Genomic DNA, 14,560 nt, shown 5'->3' on the forward strand with positions numbered 1-14,560 from the left:
CCATGTACCAACTAGCGGACTTATTGCACCTCATGGCTCGTCTGCGGGACCCGCAGTACGGCTGCCCCTGGGACCTGCAGCAGAACTACGCGACCATCGTTCCCCACACCATCGAAGAAGCCTACGAAGTGGCCGATGCCATCGAGCGCGCCGACTTCGAGCACCTGCCGGGCGAGCTGGGCGATCTGCTGTTTCAGGTGGTGTATTACAGCCAGCTGGCCCGGGAAGAAGGGCGCTTTGAATTCGCCACAGTGATCGACGCCATCACCCGTAAGCTGGTGCGCCGCCATCCCCATGTGTTCCCCGATGGCGACCTGTACGGCGCACCGGATATGGCCCGCCTCAGCGAAGCGGCGGTCAAGCAGCGTTGGGAGGAGATCAAAGCCGAGGAACGCGCCGAGAAGGCTGCCGCGCCGGAGCAACTGTCGCTGCTGGATGATGTGCCCAATACCCTGCCGTCGTTGTCCCGCGCCGCCAAGTTGCAAAAGCGTGCCGCCCAGGTCGGTTTCGACTGGCCCGAAGCGCTGCCGGTGGTGGATAAAGTGCGCGAAGAGCTGGACGAAGTGCTGGAAGCCATGAGCGCTAACGACCAGGAAGCCATGGCCGAGGAAATCGGCGACTTGCTGTTTGTCGTGGTCAACCTGGCCCGGCATCTGAAGGCCGATCCGGAAACCGCCCTGCGTGCCGCCAACGCCAAGTTCGAGCGGCGTTTCCGCTTTATCGAACAGGTGCTGCGCGAACAGGGCCGGGATATTCAGGCCTGCAGCCTGGAAGAGCTGGATAGCATCTGGGGCCAGGCCAAACACGCCGAGCGCCAGGTGGCTACATCCAGCACCGGCAGTTGTGGATAAGTCGGCCGGGTAGGTTTTACCACCCGGCTTGTGGAAGAATAACGGCGTTTTTTACCAGTGCCCTTGAGAGAGTCGTCAACGAATGAGCATGTCATTGCGTGACCAGTTGCTGAAAGCCGGCCTGGTCAACGAAAAGCAGGCCAAACAGGTCAGCAAGGAAAAGCAGAAACAGAAACGCCTGGAGCACAAAGGCCAGGTTGAGGTGGACGACACCCAGCAGCGCATCGCCCAGGAAGCCAAGGCGGAAAAAATCGCCCGCGACCAGGAGCTGAATCGTCAGCAGCAGGAAAAGGCGCAGAAAAAAGCCGAAGCCGCGCAGGTCAAACAGCTGATCGAGCAAAGCCGTCTGCCCAAGCTGACCACCGAGGACTACTACAACTTTGTCGACGATAAGAAGGTCAAGCGCATCTCCGTCAATGCCCTGATGCGCAACAAGCTCAGCAGCGGCTCCCTGGCCATCGTGCAGCACGGCGGCGGGTACGAAATCATCCCCCGTGAAGCCGCGTTGAAGATCCAGGAACGTGACCCTCGGCGCATCGTGCAACTCAACGTGCAGACCGAAGAAGACGACGCCAACGATCCGTACGCCGCCTACAAGATCCCCGACGATCTGATGTGGTGATAAGGCCGGTGCAGGTTGGGTCGATCCGCGTTCGCTGAGCGCAGCGAAGCCCAACCTGCGATGCCAATGCGCCATCAATAAAAGGTGCACACTCTGGAACGTGTCCGGTCCAACCCCTGGACTGTCACTTCCGGAGCCTTCGCCGATGGCTGATACCTACAACCTGCAGCGCTTTCTCGACGCCCAAGCCGGCATCTACGAGCAAGCCCTGGCCGAACTCCAGGCCGGCAAAAAACACAGCCACTGGATGTGGTTTGTCTTTCCCCAGCTAAAAGGCCTTGGCCATAGCGCCACCGCCCAGCTTTACGGCCTTAGCGGACTGGACGAAGCCAACGCCTATATCACCCATGCCGTTCTCGGCCCGCGCCTGCATGCCTGCACCAACGCCCTGCTGGCCGGGCAATCACGCAGCGCCCGCGAAATCCTCGGCAGCCCCGACGATATGAAGTTGTGCTCCTGCATGACGCTGTTTGCCACGCTGAATCAGGAGCCGAATGTGTTTTCCCAGGTACTGGAGCAGTTTTTCGATGGGCATGCGGACCCGCTGACGTTGGCGCGGGTGGGGTAGGGCGAGGTCATGGAAGGGGTGGCGATTTGCTTGGGAGCGCCAACCGGTCAGCTCAGTGCAGAAGTGGCTGATGAGCGATGTCGAAGCGCTCGGCTAACTCGGCCAAGCGTTTATCCAATGTCCATAGCTGAGTACCGGGTGTAATAAGGGCAGAGGCCAGTAGTGTCAGGTCCACCAGTCCGCAGCCAAGGCCGTAAAGTTTTTCATGTTCGATGAAGTCTATTACTTCAACGAGACTGGCCTGATTGCATGCCCGGAGCAGCGATAGGTAATGCAGGGTGGCGGCTCTTGGGGCGGGCGGTGTCCCGCAAGCGATTTCGGCTACGACCATGGGATGTGTCATAGCCAAGTCGAGGCTGATTAGCTTGATCAGCCCGTTATTACCGTTACGGAAGTGATCCACCCAAACTGAAGTATCGACTAGCACGCCCATATTCAGCTTGGTTCCCCGCGGCGCGGCACATCTTGCAGGTCAGGCACCGTCCCTCCCAGCGCGGCGAGACGCTTCCCCGCTTGCACGCGGACGAACGTCTTGAAGGCCTCACGGAAGATGTCGGCTTTTTCCATGCCTGGCTCGGCCATTTCCAATGCTTTCTCATAGAGCGAGTCGTCAATGGTTACTGTGGTGCGCATAATGGAACTCCTGCATCATTTTAGATGACAATATGCATCAATTAATGAATCTAAACGACGCCTGCTGCTTTGGCAACGAAGGCGCGGCTGATTAACCCGATGAACCTTCTGCCTCCCCACATCGCCCTTCCCGCATCTGCGCCAACACCCGCTCGGCATTGCCCTCACAGCCCATCCCTTCAGGCCTGTTTTCGATATTGCCGATGATCTCCAGCAGCCGCGCCTTGTTCTGCGCCAGGCGCTCTTGCATGGCTTCAATCTCGGCCACTTTGCGCTGCAGGCTGGTGAGAATTTCCTCGTGGTTCCAGCCTTGCTGGTTGCTGTCCGGCAGAAAACGGCGGATTTCTTCCAGGCTGAATCCGGCGCGCTGGGCGTTGAGGATGATTTCCAGGGTATGCACGGCATGCGCCGGATAGTGTCGGTAGCCGTTGGCATGGCGTTGCGCGGCGATCAGGCCGCTGGCTTCGTAGAAGCGGATGCGTGAAGGCGCGAGTTGGGTGCGTTGGGCCAGTTCGCCGATTTTCATTTTGGATTTCCTGAGGGTATTGACCTTAAAGCTGACTTTAACCTTAGGCTCGCCACTACTGCCAACTGCGTTTCCTTTTCGGAGCTTGAGATGACTGCCTTTTCGCCCCTGCAACTGCCCAACGGCACCACAGTCGCCAATCGCGTCGCCAAAGCGGCGATGGAAGAAAACATGGCCGACGCCGAGCAAGGGCCGTCCGCCGAGTTGCTGCGTTTGTACCAGGCCTGGGCCGATGGCGGTGCCGGTTTGCTTCTGACCGGTAATGTGATGGTCGACCGCCGCGCCATGACCGGCCCCGGTGGAGTAGTGCTGGAAGATGCCCGGCAGCTGGACAAGTTTCGCCAGTGGGCGCGCATCAGCCGTAGCCACGGTGCCCAGGTGTGGATGCAGCTCAACCATCCCGGCCGGCAGATGCAGGCCAGCCTGGGGCAGCAGACGGTGGCACCGTCGCCTGTGTCGCTGCAACTGGGCGGTATGTCGAAAATGTTTGCCGAGCCCAAGCCGATGAGCGAGGCGGATATCGCCGAGCTTATTCAGCGTTTCGCCACTTCTGCGCAGTTGGCCGAGCAGGCCGGCTTCAATGGCGTGCAGATCCACGCCGCGCACGGTTACTTGCTCAGCCAATTCCTCTCGCCCCTGAGCAACCAACGCAACGACCGCTGGGGCGGCAGCCTGGAAAACCGTGCGCGTCTGCTGGTCGAGGTGGTCAAGGCAGTACGTGGCGTGGTCTCGGCGCAGTTCTGCGTAGCGGTCAAACTCAATTCGGCGGACTTCCAGCGCGGCGGCTTCGATGCGGCGGATGCGCTGAAGGTGGTGGAGTTGCTCAACGAGCTGCCAGTGGATCTGGTCGAGCTGTCCGGCGGAAGCTATGAGGCACCGGCCATGCAGGGCGATGCGCGTGACGGGCGGACCCTGGCGCGTGAAGCGTACTTCCTCGAATTCGCCGGCGAGATCGCCAAGGCCGCGCGCATGCCGGTGATGGTCACCGGTGGCATTCGCCGTTTGCCGGTGGTCGAACAGGTTCTGGCCAGTGGCGTGGCCATGGCCGGTATCGCCACCGCGCTGGCCATCGACCCGACGCTGCCCAAGCGCTGGCAGGCCGGCCAGACGGCCAACCCGGAGCTGGCGCCGATCACCTGGAAGAACAAGGTATTTGCCTCGCTGGCGTATATGGCCGTGGTCAAGTTTCAGCTCCGCCGACTGAGCCGGGGGGAGCGACCCAATCCAAGTGTTTCGCCGCTATGGGCGCTGGTGGTGGAACAGGTGAAAACGCTGCGGCGTACCAAGCGGTACAAGCAGTGGATGGCTAGCTAGAAGATTTCGGGCTTATTTCATGTGGCCCAATTCCGGGCAGTTGGTTTTGGGCTATTCATGATCGGTGCTTGACGGGCACGATGCGCATTCTAAAAATATACTTAAGTTGCGTATACTTATAAGAAGGCTACTTTATGTAGAGATGCCCTCGTTTTCCCGTCATCGCGGCGGGTCCCTGGATGACCAGGCGTTCGCAAATTTCCAGGAGGCGCTGATGCAGTATCCGGAAATGGGCGATGTCATCGCCAATACCGGTGGGCTGCGCAAGGTGAGATTTGCTGATGCCTTGCGTGGGAAAGGCAAACGAGGAGGGCTGCGAGTGATTTATTACTGGTGGCTGGGTGGAGAGCAGTTTTGGCTTTTTTCCCTATACAACAAGGACGAGTTGGAGGACCTGAGTTGTGATCAGCGCAAACTGTTGAAGCAACGATTGGAACTTGAAATGAACGCGAGAATGCCGCTATGACCAGGAAACGGGATCTTTTTGCAGAGCTGATGGAAGGTTTTGACGCGTTGGCTTTGGAGCGCGAAGGCAAGATCACCCTGCGCACTCACCATGTCCAGATCAAGCCGCTGGTGCCGGCTTCTGCCGAAGAAATCATCGCTGTGCGCAAGAAACTGAACATGTCCCAACCGGTGTTCGCTCAGCACCTGCACGCGACCCCCAGCACGGTAAAGAACTGGGAGCAAAATCGCGCCAAGCCCAATGCCCAGGCAACCGTGCTGATTCGTTTACTAGCTGCCTATCCCGAAACTGCAAAGCACTTGGCGCAACTCGCCTGATTACCCGGCCGACCACACCGCCAACTCATACCCATCCAGATCCAGAAACTGAAAGCGGTGCCCGCCCGGAAAGGCGAACACCGCCTTGCTGATGGTGCCGCCTGCGTCTTCGACGCGCCGCTGCGTGGCGGTCAGGTCGTCGCCATACAGGATCACCAACGGCCCGCCCGGGCGTACCGCTTCGCCCGTGGTGAAACCGCCGCTCAGGCGGCCATCGCTGAACTCGCAGTAGGTGGGGCCGTAGTCGGTGAAGGTCCAGCCGAATACGCTGGCGTAGAAGGCTTTACTGCGTTCGATGTCGGCGACATTGAATTCGATATTGTCGATCTGCCGGTCATGGCCTCGGGTGCCCATGGGGAGTCCTCTGTGTGGCGGATTGATGGGCGACGTTGGCCTGCGTCAGCGGCGCAATCAGTCGATGAAAAGGTGCCACCGGCAGCCATTCAGGCCAGATCCCGTATGGCGTCTTCGATGTGAGTAAAGCGAAATCGATACCCAGCCTCAAGCAAGCGGGTTGGCACCACATGCTGGCCGTCTACGAATAGCTCAGCCATTTCCCCTGCCAGCAGGCGGAACGGGGTAGCCGGCAAGTGCAGCCACACCGGTCGGTGGAGAACCGTGCCAGCGGCGCCGGCAAACTCGGCCTGGCTGACGGCTTTGGGTGCCACCAGGTTGTAAACCCCGCGCATGCTGCTGTCGGTAAGGGCGCGGGCGATCACCTGCAGCACGTCCTCGCGGTGAATCCAGCTGATCACCTGAGTGCCACTGCCCAGGCGTCCACCCAGGCCGAAACGGTGGGGAAACAGCAATGGCCGCAACGCGCCGCCGGGGCCGAATACCACGCCCAGGCGCATGACCACCTGGCGCACGCCGAGACTGTCCACCGCCTGGCTGGAGGCTTCCCAGCGTGAGCACAGTTCGGCCATAAAGCCGCGGCCTGCCGCGCTGTCTTCATGCAGCACTTCCTCTGGGCTGCGCACGCCGTAGTAACCAATGGCAGAGGCCTGCACCCAGACCTGGGGTTTATGCCGGGCGGTTTGCAGCCAGGCGACCAGCGTTTGGCTGACACCGACGCGACTGGCCAGCAATTGCGCCTGTCGTGCCGGCGTCCAGCGCGGGCCGGCCACGGGGGCACCGGCTAGGTTGATAACGGCGTCGAACCCATCGAATTCGCTCAGTGCTGCCAGCGTGGCGATACAGCGCGCCCGGCCATTGAACAGATAAGCCGCGCGCAGCGGGTCACGGGCAAATACGCAGACGTTATGGCCCGCATCCAGCAACTGGTTGACCAGGGTGGTGCCAATAAACCCGGTGCCACCAGTGACCAGCACGCGCTGATGGGGGATGTCGGCAAAGGGATTTAGCGTGTGCGGCACGTTGGCCGGCCCGGGCAGCGGGCGACGGTCGTGGCGAAACAGCCAGATCAGCGGCACGAGCAAGCTGATGGCGGCGAGGCTATCCACCCAGACGTGCGACCAGACACCGGCCTGCAACGAAATCCACATGTCTTGCGGTGCCCACAGCACGATGCCGGCAATCAGAAAGGCCCAGGCCGGACGGCTACGGTAGCGATTGCCTAAGTAAACCAGCGCGCCCATGTACAGGGCGTAGCTCTGCACGGTGGCGCCGAACAGGGCGATCCACCACAGCTGCAGGTTGCGGGCGGCGGAAGGCACGTCCTGAGCCCAGAACGCCTGCTCGATACTGCGGTGGTAGTGTTCGAAGAACGGCGCGTTGCCCCACCAGGCGAATACCAAGCCACCCAGCAGGTGGACGATGGCCACCCCATAGAGCCAGCCCACCAACCACACCCGAAGCGCATTACGATCGACCTGTTGCATAGCTCCAGACTCCGCTCAGGCAGCATTTCCCTGAGCGGATCATAGCAGTGGCGTCGCTCGTTCAGGGTGCCAACGCCACCTCCGACAGTGGTGCCGGCACCACCACTTTGGCTTGCGGCGCACTGTTGGCGATGGCTTTGAGCAGGCCCAGGGGCGATTGGCCAGGGATGGTCTGCGGTTGCAGCGGATCGTTGCCAAAGAAGTTTTCCCAGTGGCCAACGATCACCAGTTTGGGCTGGGTGATCTTCAGCAAGCCCTCGGGGTAGTGACTGACCTGGTCCCAACTGCCGGCGCAGAGAATCTCCACGTCCACGGCTTTGCCGTCGCTGAGCAGCGGTGGAAAACCGTAAGGCGGCTGGGCGGCGCTGTCCTGGTAGTGGATGCGGTACACCGGGTTGCCGTTTTCATCCAGCAGGTCGATCAGCCAGGCCAGGGTGTGCTTGCCCAGTTTCCAGTTGCCGACGTAGCTGGGCAGTTCGCCAAGGTCATGGTCGTAGCTGCCCGGTAGCAGGTTGATGCCGAAGATATGCCCGGCATGCATGCTTTCAATCGGCATGGCGCGGATATGTTTGCCGCTGGAGACAAACCAGGTGCCAGGCAGTTGAGGCTTGCCGGCGCTGGTGATCTGCGCGTCGCTGGGGACCACCACGTTGCTAATGGGCGGTTGCGCGCCGCGCAGAATATGGGCGACTGTTTCCGAGCCATAGACGGTGGCATTCGGTGCGTGTTCGCTGATAACCCGGGGAACGTCGAGCAGGTGGTCGTAATGCGCGTGCCCCACCAACAGCATGGTCACGTCCTTGGCGGGCGGCATATAGCGGTCGATACGTTCGTCATCGGCGACCACCCGCAGCGGCGGAATGCCTTTGATGCCCAGCAGTGCCGGGTTACTGAACGAGGGCGCGAGCAACAAACCTTCGCCCCGCCAATGCAGCAACCAGCCACCGACGCCAAGGAACTGGATTTTCGGTTCGGCCAACTGCTGCTGATTGCTGACGTGCAGGCCGATGTCCCGGGGGTTTTGTACGCAACCGCTAAGCAGAAGACACAGCAGGCACAACGCAAGCGCGCGGGGCATGTGGACGGTCCTTGTCTGGGGGGGGGCGTCCATAGATAGCGGTTTCATGCCCAGATGCCAATGACCGCCGCGCGCACCGTGCTTAAGTTGGGGTGGCGACGTGCTTCGCCCCGCTGCCTATGCCAGTGCTTAGCTGAAGACCCCATAGCGCGCAGCAAGTGTGTTCAGCGACAGGTTTGGCGCCAACGCCTGACGCGCCTGCTGCACGACTTGCCAATCGGCGTCGTTGGGCCGCGAGGGGATGGTCACCGCTTCGCCCTGATCGAAACCGGCAAGGGCGGCGTCCACCAGATCGGCGACCTCCATCACCATGCGTGGGTCGAGCTGGTTGATATCGCCACCGGCGCGGTTACCAGGGCTGTTCCAAGGGGCAGAGTCGACATGGCGCAGGTCCTTTTTAGTGACGTGGGGAGGAGGTTTCAGATTGCTCCCGGCACCTGCGCATGTCTGCTGTACCTTGGCGTGCGCGGCTAACCCCTAGGTATGAGTCGGCCCCAGGCGTGGGCTCAGAGCCGCTGGTCGTTCAGCTTGGTCCCAGATCTCCAGCATCTTGGCGTACTCGAAAGCATGTTCAGGGCTGGCCTGCACCCAGTTCTGGAAGGCTTGGCGTTCGGCCTTGCTGCAATCCTCATCGTGCAGGCGCAGGACCCAATAGGCGGCTTCTTTGACAACGCCTTCATTCGACGCAGGAGCAAGGTGTTCACTCATGGGCAATACCGTGCAGATGGCTTGAGATGCTGCAGGCAATCTACCCGGCGAATTGGCAAAATTTCGTCAAATGCGCCGCTTCAGTAACTGAAGCATTGCAGCACCTTCTTCACCTGTAACAGGGCCTGTGGCAGCGCCTCCAGCGCCACGGAACCGAGGGCCAGACGCAGCGCGTGCGGTACCTGGGCTGAGGTACAGAAAGGCTCGGCAGTGGAGACCGAGACACCGTCCTGGAGCAGCGCCATGGCTACCTGATCGGCGCGTACCTCCTCACCCAGCGGTAGCCAGATAAAGTAGGACGACGGGTGGGCCACCATGGGCAGGCCGTCGAATACCCGGCGGGCAATGGCCTGGCGCTGGCTGGCATCACGGCGCTTTTGGCTTTCCAGCTGCGCCACGCTGCCATCTTCCAGCCAGCGACAGGCGATGGCGGTCATGACGCTGGGCGTATTCCAGGTGGTGGCGCGGATGGCGCGCTCCAGGGCTGGCACCCAGGCCAACGGCGCAGCGACAAAACCCACGCGCAAACCGGTGGCCACGCTTTTGGAAAAACCACCGATATATACCGTCGACTCCGGGGCCAATGCGGCAAGCGGTGGCGGCGGGTTGTCGGCGAGAAAAGCGTAGGCGGCATCTTCGATTATCAGCAGGCCATGTTCCCGGGCGATGGCCACCAGTTGGTTACGGGTGGCCAGATCGAGTACCCAGCCGAGGGGGTTGTGCAGGGTCGGCATGCAGTAGAGCGCACGCACACGGCGGGTTTTGCACAGCTGACGCAGGGCCTGCAGATCCGGCCCGTGGCCGGCGGCCGGAATGGGTGCCAGTTCCAGGCGGTAGGTGTCGGCCAATACCTTGAAGCCGGAGTAGGTGAGGGCGTCCACGGCGATCACCTCGCCAGGGCGCAGTAACGCCATGGCGGTAATGGCCAGCCCGTGTTGCGCACCGCTGACCAGCAGCACGTTCTCGGCTTGGGTGCGCAGGCCTCGGTCCAGCAGGTGGGCCGCGACGGCTTGTTGTTCGTGCTGGCGGCCGGCATGGGGCTGGTAGCGCAGCAGGGCCTCCATGTCGCCGGCCATGGCCAGCTCGCGCAGGGCCTTACGCAGCAGGTTGGCCTGGCCGGGCAGGGACGGGTAGTTGAAGTTGAGGTCGAGCATATCCGCGCGGGTGGCGGCTTGATCGATGCCCAGCCCGGGGGGCAGGGCGGTCTCGCGCACAAAGGTGCCGCGCCCGGTTTCGCCGCTGACCAGCCCCATGTTCTCCAGCTCGGTATAGATGCGGGTGGCCGTGGCCAGGGCGATGCCTTGTTCTTGCGCCAACTGGCGGTGGGTGGGCAGGCGCGTGCCGGGTATCAGCGAGCCACTGCGAATATCGGCGGCCAGGCGGTCGACCACTTGCTTGTAACGGGCGCGAGGCATGGCGAAATGTATCCATGACAATGTTTTGATTGTGCTGAATATGGGTGAATAAAATGCCGCCAGCAACCCCAGCTACAGGACCTTTGCCATGCATATCGCCATCCTCACCTTTGACGGCTTCAACGAACTCGACTCCCTGCTGCCGTTCGGCATCTTGCAGCGGGTGAAAAAGCCGGGTTGGAAGGTTTCCATCGCCAGTCCGAGCCCGCAGGTGCGCTCAATGAATGGGCTGCTGTTGGAGGCGCAGATCACCCTGCAACAAGCCTGCGATGCCGATGCCGTGTTCGTCGGCAGTGGCATGGCCACACGAGAGGTGGTGCAGAACCCGGCATTGATGGCGCAACTGCAACTGGACCCGGCGCGGCAGCTGATCGGTGCCCAATGTTCCGGCACGCTGATTCTGGCCAGACTCGGCCTGCTGCAAAGCGGCGTGGCCTGCACCGACCTGACCAGCAAACCCTGGGTAATCGAGGCCGGGGTCGAAGTACTGAACCAGCCGTTCTTCGCCAACGGTAATGTCGCTACTGCTGGCGGTTGCCTGGCTTCGCAGTACCTGGCGGCCTGGATGATCGCGCGGTTCGAGGGAGTGGACGAGGCGCGAAGCGCCATCCACTACGTGGCACCGGTGGGGGAGAAGGACGCTTATGTGGAGCGAGCGATGGGCAATATTGCGCCCTATCTGTGAGTGAGCAATTCAGTTTTAGCGCAGTGCATGGACATGGGGTTGGATGGTGCCGCCTGCGCCGGAGGGGTTTAACCCGCGCTGTCACTGGCGCGTTCAGCGCGAAATTGCAGCACCTCGAGTTCGATCTCGATGGCCTGGGCAATGATCATCACATCGTCTTCGGACATGGCTGTGCCGCACGGAATGCAGCTGATCACCACCAGATTTGCATCGGTTTTCGGGTCGTAGACCCGCGCGGTCATGGAGGTCGGCGAGCTCAGAACGCCTTCGAAGCCAAGGGGCGCGAAGTGGTTCTGCAGTCTGGCGCAGGCAGCTGGGAAGATCATTCTGGCCATTCAATGACACTCAGGGAAAAGTCTGTCAGAGCCAAGGATAATTCAATGGGGGTAAATGTGACAGGTTGGGCATTTCGACTGAGACCGCGTTCACCTGTTTTTCCCGCTTATTCCAGCGCTTGCAGAGCTTGCCGATAGTGCGCCGGCCCTACGCCCAGCTGCTGTTTGAACACCCGACTGAAAGAGCTGAGGGTAGGATAGCCGACCGTCAGAGCAATTTCCCCAATCGACAGGGCACTGCGCTGCAACAGTTGTTGCGCGCGTTCCAGGCGCAGCTGCAGAACCCAAGCGGCGGGTGCCAGGCCGCTGGCTGCAGAAAAGGCGCGGACGAAGTTCGAGCGTGACATCGCGGCTGTATCGGCCAGCGCCTCGATGCTCCAGTCCCTGGCCAGATCCTTCAGTACCGCCAGGGCTGCCTTGCTCATGCGCTTGTCTCGCAGCAGGGCAAAGACCCCCGGCAGTTGCTGGTGCTGCTCGCAGAAATGACGCAACACCAGGGTGAACAGAATCAGCGACAGCCCATCGACCACCGACTGCTGGGCCAACTGTTCGCCTTCTGCCTCCATGCGCATCAGGGCAATGATGGCGTCCAGTTGCTCACGGTTGGCCGCCGCTGCGGTATTGATCAGCAACACCTCGGGCAGCGCCGCCAGCAGGCTGGCCTGGGGTGTGTAGAGAATGCGCCCGCAGAGCATGTTCAAGCCGTCATTGCCCTGGCCGTGGCGCAATTGGGTGATTCGCCCCGCTTGTTCGATCTTGCGCAACGCCGCTGATCGCTGATGCCCCGGCTCGCCTGCGGCCAGCACATGCACGGCGCTGCGTGGCAGCAGCACGATATCGCCGGCACGCAGCCGTACAGGCGCTTGATCGGCCAGCTGCAGGCGGCATTCGCCCTGCAAAATCAGGTGGTAACTGGCCTGCCCGGCAGCCACTGGCGGATGGTCCAGGGCCCAGTCGCCCTGGAGCTGGCAGCGCAGATCAAGAACCCCGCGCAGGTTGGCCAGGGCGATCAGGTGGTCAAAGGCATGCATTCGGGACGATTCGACAAGTGAATGGGCGGTACGGAAAAGCGCCAGCCGAGGACGCGGACCAGACTGTTGACGTCGGCCACATCAGGCCATCAGCAACGCAAGCCATCCGCAACATAGGAGAATCGATCATGCTCTTCAACTGGTCCGAATACGTCCCTGCCGTGAAGAAAGCCTTCGGCAAGCTGGGCAAGGCTCACCCGAAAATGCTCCAAGCCTACGGTGCCCTCAGTGAGGCCGCCGCCGAGGGTGACGCGCTGGATGAGAAAACCCGTGAACTGATCTCCATCGCCGTGGCGATCACCACCCGCTGCGACGGCTGTATCGGTGTGCATGTACAGGCGGCGCGCAAAGCCGGTGCCACCGAGGCGGAGCTGGCGCAAACCCTGGCCACGGCGATCTCCCTCAACGCGGGGGCGGCCTATGTGTATTCGCTCAGGGCTCTGGAAGCCTTCGAACAACTGTAGATATGAGCGAGCGCCCCGGATGGTGCACGCGGCCGTTAGGGCGTTGCGTAATGAAAGGGGCTGGCTATATTCCTTAAGAAACACGCCTGCCCAGTCGCCTTAGGTTTTGCCCCTTCCCGTTACCGCGCATATGCTGGCGCCACTTGCGAAAGCGGCGCTATCGGAGCCTTATCACTATGCTTTTTCTGTACACCGGTTCACGCTGATGGCCGGTAAGCGCCTTCAACAGTTCTGGAACTCCTCGGACCTGGCCTTGATTCATCATCGCCGCGAGCGGCGTATGCGAGTGTTGGCCAGCTTTGTAATGTGGGTGCTGGGCGGCATCTGGGCCGTGTATTTTTCCCTGCAGGGTCAATGGCTGCTGGTCGCCGTCGATTTGCTGCTGATGGGCACCGGGGTAGCGGTATTTACCCTGAGCTGGTTGCATCAGGATCGCAGCGCCCGGCTGCTGCTGTTTAGTGTGTTGCTGCTGGTGATCGGTGGTATCTCGGCAATTCTCGACGTACCCAACGCCACGATTCCGCGCTCCACGCACCTGTACCTGTTGCCCCTGGGCGTGGCGGCGATGATGGCGTTCCGCGACGAGCCGAGGTGGCTGCGCTACAGCGTGATCGCGCTGTGCCTGCTGAGTTTTGTCGGTCTGGCGGGCAGTTACTGGACGCCACTACCCGGCTACAACCTGTCGGACGCCACCCGCGGCCCCGGTACCTGGGTCAACACGACCGCGGCCATTCTCTGCCTGTTCGCCATGCTGCATGTGCTGCAAACCGATGCCGTGCAGCGCTCGGCCTGGGAAGGCGAGTTGCTGGAAGCCTTGTCCGCGCAGCAGTTTCAGTTGCATTACCAGCCGCAGCTGGACAGCCACGGTCGGGTGATCGGTGCCGAGGGCCTGTTGCGCTGGTACCACCCCAAGCGCGGCATGATCCCACCCGGCAAGTTCATTCCCCATGCCGAGGAAACCGGGCTGATCATCCCCATCGGCAAATGGGTGCTGGAAACCGCCTGTGCCCAGTTGCGTTGCTGGATGGACGAACCGGCCATGCAGCACCTGTGTCTGGCGGTGAATATCAGCCAGAAGCAGTTCAACCAGAGCGGCTTCGAGGCGGAAGTGCTGGCGCTGATCAAACGCCACCAGATCGATCCCAGCCGCTTGCAGCTGGAGATCACCGAAACCATGGTGGTCAAGGATATGGAAGAGCTGTCAGGCAAGATGGAAAACCTGGTCAACCTCGGCATCAGCTTCGCCCTGGATGATTTTGGCACCGGCTATTCCTCCCTCAGCCACCTCAAACGCCTGCCCCTCAACAAGTTGAAGATCGACCAGTCGTTTGTCTTCGATGTGCTCACCGACCACAACAGCGAAGCCATAGTGCGCACCGTGATCGGCCTGGGCCACAACATGGGGCTGACGGTGATCGCCGAAGGGGTGGAAACCGCCGCCCAGCACCAGTTCCTGCTCGACAATGGCTGCCAGCAGTTCCAGGGCTACCTGTTCAGCAAGCCGCTGCCGCTGGTGTCCTTTACCGAGTACACCTTGCGGCACAACGCCTGACAGGCAGTACCAGCGGGCAAAAAAAGGGGGAGCACAAAGCTCCCCCTTTTTTATCTGCTTGTCCCGTCCTGAATAAGGTTTACACCTTTAGCCATATCTTTCAGGAGAACCCCATGGCGCAAGGTGCGAGACGAAGTCAGCGTGATTACACGCT

20 protein-coding genes are annotated in these 14,560 nt (G+C 61.3%); 9 read left to right on the forward strand and 11 right to left on the reverse strand.

The genetic code is table 11. From position 1 onward, the window contains the following. Positions 1 to 2 precede the first annotated feature (2 nt). The 3 genes from mazG (at position 3) to ACVW0Y_RS23285 (ending at position 2,041) form a co-directional block, all read left to right on the forward strand. Positions 3 to 851: a nucleoside triphosphate pyrophosphohydrolase gene (gene mazG, locus ACVW0Y_RS23275; RefSeq protein ID WP_457441675.1), complete on the forward strand. Its 849-nt coding sequence runs from the start codon at positions 3 to 5 to the stop codon at positions 849 to 851. 82 nt (positions 852 to 933) lie between these two features. Continuing rightward, positions 934 to 1,473 (forward strand): DUF2058 domain-containing protein, encoded by a 540-nt coding sequence (locus tag ACVW0Y_RS23280; RefSeq protein ID WP_457441678.1) that lies wholly within the window; start codon positions 934 to 936, stop codon positions 1,471 to 1,473. 145 nt (positions 1,474 to 1,618) lie between these two features. Then, positions 1,619 to 2,041, forward strand: a complete 423-nt coding sequence (locus tag ACVW0Y_RS23285) for a DUF1810 domain-containing protein (RefSeq protein ID WP_457441680.1) — start codon at positions 1,619 to 1,621, stop codon at positions 2,039 to 2,041. Positions 2,042 to 2,093: 52 nt separating this feature from the next. Here ACVW0Y_RS23285 and ACVW0Y_RS23290 read toward each other — a convergent pair whose 3' ends face one another. The 3 genes from ACVW0Y_RS23290 to ACVW0Y_RS23300 all read right to left on the reverse strand — a co-directional run bounded on the left by ACVW0Y_RS23290 (position 2,094) and on the right by ACVW0Y_RS23300 (position 3,200). Further along, positions 2,094 to 2,474, reverse strand: coding sequence for a type II toxin-antitoxin system VapC family toxin (locus ACVW0Y_RS23290; protein WP_457441682.1), 381 nt, complete (start codon positions 2,472 to 2,474; stop codon positions 2,094 to 2,096). A gap of 2 nt (positions 2,475 to 2,476) precedes the next feature. Further along, positions 2,477 to 2,674, reverse strand: a complete 198-nt coding sequence (locus tag ACVW0Y_RS23295) for a type II toxin-antitoxin system VapB family antitoxin (protein WP_457441684.1) — start codon at positions 2,672 to 2,674, stop codon at positions 2,477 to 2,479. A gap of 91 nt (positions 2,675 to 2,765) precedes the next feature. After that, positions 2,766 to 3,200 (reverse strand): MerR family transcriptional regulator, encoded by a 435-nt coding sequence (locus ACVW0Y_RS23300; protein WP_457441686.1) that lies wholly within the window; start codon positions 3,198 to 3,200, stop codon positions 2,766 to 2,768. Positions 3,201 to 3,290: 90 nt separating this feature from the next. On the opposite strand from ACVW0Y_RS23300, the gene ACVW0Y_RS23305 reads away from it, so the two are divergent. The 3 genes from ACVW0Y_RS23305 (at position 3,291) to ACVW0Y_RS23315 (ending at position 5,297) form a co-directional block, all read left to right on the forward strand. Next, positions 3,291 to 4,514, forward strand: coding sequence for an NADH:flavin oxidoreductase/NADH oxidase family protein (locus ACVW0Y_RS23305; protein ID WP_457441688.1), 1,224 nt, complete (start codon positions 3,291 to 3,293; stop codon positions 4,512 to 4,514). Positions 4,515 to 4,656: 142 nt separating this feature from the next. Next, positions 4,657 to 4,980 carry a toxin gene (locus ACVW0Y_RS23310; RefSeq protein WP_457441690.1) on the forward strand — a complete coding sequence of 108 codons (324 nt, stop codon included), beginning with the start codon at positions 4,657 to 4,659 and terminating at the stop codon, positions 4,978 to 4,980. Between the two features lie 29 nt (positions 4,981 to 5,009). Further along, complete coding sequence (locus ACVW0Y_RS23315) at positions 5,010 to 5,297, forward strand: helix-turn-helix domain-containing protein (RefSeq protein WP_457441692.1); 288 nt, start codon at positions 5,010 to 5,012, stop codon at positions 5,295 to 5,297. Here ACVW0Y_RS23315 and ACVW0Y_RS23320 read toward each other — a convergent pair whose 3' ends face one another. From ACVW0Y_RS23320 to ACVW0Y_RS23345, 6 genes are all read right to left on the reverse strand, one after another. Continuing rightward, a complete protein-coding gene (locus ACVW0Y_RS23320) occupies positions 5,298 to 5,651 on the reverse strand; it encodes a VOC family protein (protein WP_457441694.1) in 354 nt (117 codons plus the stop codon). Positions 5,652 to 5,740: 89 nt separating this feature from the next. Beyond that, positions 5,741 to 7,138, reverse strand: coding sequence for a TIGR01777 family oxidoreductase (locus tag ACVW0Y_RS23325; RefSeq protein WP_457441695.1), 1,398 nt, complete (start codon positions 7,136 to 7,138; stop codon positions 5,741 to 5,743). Positions 7,139 to 7,199: 61 nt separating this feature from the next. Then, complete coding sequence (locus ACVW0Y_RS23330; RefSeq protein ID WP_457441697.1) at positions 7,200 to 8,216, reverse strand: hypothetical protein; 1,017 nt, start codon at positions 8,214 to 8,216, stop codon at positions 7,200 to 7,202. Between the two features lie 129 nt (positions 8,217 to 8,345). After that, positions 8,346 to 8,528 (reverse strand): hypothetical protein, encoded by a 183-nt coding sequence (locus tag ACVW0Y_RS23335; RefSeq protein WP_457441699.1) that lies wholly within the window; start codon positions 8,526 to 8,528, stop codon positions 8,346 to 8,348. Positions 8,529 to 8,693: 165 nt separating this feature from the next. Beyond that, complete coding sequence (locus ACVW0Y_RS23340) at positions 8,694 to 8,924, reverse strand: FecR/PupR family sigma factor regulator (RefSeq protein WP_457441700.1); 231 nt, start codon at positions 8,922 to 8,924, stop codon at positions 8,694 to 8,696. An 80-nt stretch (positions 8,925 to 9,004) separates the two neighbouring features. Beyond that, positions 9,005 to 10,339, reverse strand: a complete 1,335-nt coding sequence (locus ACVW0Y_RS23345; protein WP_457441702.1) for an aminotransferase-like domain-containing protein — start codon at positions 10,337 to 10,339, stop codon at positions 9,005 to 9,007. An 88-nt stretch (positions 10,340 to 10,427) separates the two neighbouring features. On the opposite strand from ACVW0Y_RS23345, the gene ACVW0Y_RS23350 reads away from it, so the two are divergent. Then, positions 10,428 to 11,024, forward strand: coding sequence for a DJ-1/PfpI family protein (locus tag ACVW0Y_RS23350; RefSeq protein WP_457441704.1), 597 nt, complete (start codon positions 10,428 to 10,430; stop codon positions 11,022 to 11,024). Between the two features lie 68 nt (positions 11,025 to 11,092). Here the strand turns inward: ACVW0Y_RS23350 and ACVW0Y_RS23355 are convergent, their stop codons facing one another. Both ACVW0Y_RS23355 and ACVW0Y_RS23360 read right to left on the reverse strand, forming a co-directional pair. Beyond that, positions 11,093 to 11,350, reverse strand: coding sequence for a DUF1652 domain-containing protein (locus ACVW0Y_RS23355; RefSeq protein WP_457441705.1), 258 nt, complete (start codon positions 11,348 to 11,350; stop codon positions 11,093 to 11,095). 116 nt (positions 11,351 to 11,466) lie between these two features. Then, complete coding sequence (locus ACVW0Y_RS23360) at positions 11,467 to 12,390, reverse strand: cupin domain-containing protein (protein ID WP_457441707.1); 924 nt, start codon at positions 12,388 to 12,390, stop codon at positions 11,467 to 11,469. A gap of 128 nt (positions 12,391 to 12,518) precedes the next feature. Between ACVW0Y_RS23360 and ACVW0Y_RS23365 the strand changes: the two genes are divergently transcribed. Both ACVW0Y_RS23365 and ACVW0Y_RS23370 read left to right on the forward strand, forming a co-directional pair. Then, positions 12,519 to 12,854: a carboxymuconolactone decarboxylase family protein gene (locus ACVW0Y_RS23365; protein ID WP_457441709.1), complete on the forward strand. Its 336-nt coding sequence runs from the start codon at positions 12,519 to 12,521 to the stop codon at positions 12,852 to 12,854. A 205-nt stretch (positions 12,855 to 13,059) separates the two neighbouring features. Then, positions 13,060 to 14,406 (forward strand): putative bifunctional diguanylate cyclase/phosphodiesterase, encoded by a 1,347-nt coding sequence (locus tag ACVW0Y_RS23370; RefSeq protein WP_457441711.1) that lies wholly within the window; start codon positions 13,060 to 13,062, stop codon positions 14,404 to 14,406. Positions 14,407 to 14,560: the final 154 nt, after the last annotated feature.

It is taken from the genome of Pseudomonas sp. TE3786 (assembly GCF_054057335.1).

Coding starts and splice junctions, on each gene's coding strand:
- mazG (WP_457441675.1), top strand. CDS start 3: ATGTACCAACTAGCGGACTTATTGCACCTCATGGCTCGTCTGCGGGAC.
- ACVW0Y_RS23280 (WP_457441678.1), top strand. CDS start 934: ATGAGCATGTCATTGCGTGACCAGTTGCTGAAAGCCGGCCTGGTCAAC.
- ACVW0Y_RS23285 (WP_457441680.1), top strand. CDS start 1,619: ATGGCTGATACCTACAACCTGCAGCGCTTTCTCGACGCCCAAGCCGGC.
- ACVW0Y_RS23290 (WP_457441682.1), bottom strand. CDS start 2,474: ATGGGCGTGCTAGTCGATACTTCAGTTTGGGTGGATCACTTCCGTAAC.
- ACVW0Y_RS23295 (WP_457441684.1), bottom strand. CDS start 2,674: ATGCGCACCACAGTAACCATTGACGACTCGCTCTATGAGAAAGCATTG.
- ACVW0Y_RS23300 (WP_457441686.1), bottom strand. CDS start 3,200: ATGAAAATCGGCGAACTGGCCCAACGCACCCAACTCGCGCCTTCACGC.
- ACVW0Y_RS23305 (WP_457441688.1), top strand. CDS start 3,291: ATGACTGCCTTTTCGCCCCTGCAACTGCCCAACGGCACCACAGTCGCC.
- ACVW0Y_RS23310 (WP_457441690.1), top strand. CDS start 4,657: ATGCCCTCGTTTTCCCGTCATCGCGGCGGGTCCCTGGATGACCAGGCG.
- ACVW0Y_RS23315 (WP_457441692.1), top strand. CDS start 5,010: ATGGAAGGTTTTGACGCGTTGGCTTTGGAGCGCGAAGGCAAGATCACC.
- ACVW0Y_RS23320 (WP_457441694.1), bottom strand. CDS start 5,651: ATGGGCACCCGAGGCCATGACCGGCAGATCGACAATATCGAATTCAAT.
- ACVW0Y_RS23325 (WP_457441695.1), bottom strand. CDS start 7,138: ATGCAACAGGTCGATCGTAATGCGCTTCGGGTGTGGTTGGTGGGCTGG.
- ACVW0Y_RS23330 (WP_457441697.1), bottom strand. CDS start 8,216: ATGCCCCGCGCGCTTGCGTTGTGCCTGCTGTGTCTTCTGCTTAGCGGT.
- ACVW0Y_RS23335 (WP_457441699.1), bottom strand. CDS start 8,528: ATGGTGATGGAGGTCGCCGATCTGGTGGACGCCGCCCTTGCCGGTTTC.
- ACVW0Y_RS23340 (WP_457441700.1), bottom strand. CDS start 8,924: ATGAGTGAACACCTTGCTCCTGCGTCGAATGAAGGCGTTGTCAAAGAA.
- ACVW0Y_RS23345 (WP_457441702.1), bottom strand. CDS start 10,339: ATGCCTCGCGCCCGTTACAAGCAAGTGGTCGACCGCCTGGCCGCCGAT.
- ACVW0Y_RS23350 (WP_457441704.1), top strand. CDS start 10,428: ATGCATATCGCCATCCTCACCTTTGACGGCTTCAACGAACTCGACTCC.
- ACVW0Y_RS23355 (WP_457441705.1), bottom strand. CDS start 11,350: ATGATCTTCCCAGCTGCCTGCGCCAGACTGCAGAACCACTTCGCGCCC.
- ACVW0Y_RS23360 (WP_457441707.1), bottom strand. CDS start 12,390: ATGCATGCCTTTGACCACCTGATCGCCCTGGCCAACCTGCGCGGGGTT.
- ACVW0Y_RS23365 (WP_457441709.1), top strand. CDS start 12,519: ATGCTCTTCAACTGGTCCGAATACGTCCCTGCCGTGAAGAAAGCCTTC.
- ACVW0Y_RS23370 (WP_457441711.1), top strand. CDS start 13,060: ATGGCCGGTAAGCGCCTTCAACAGTTCTGGAACTCCTCGGACCTGGCC.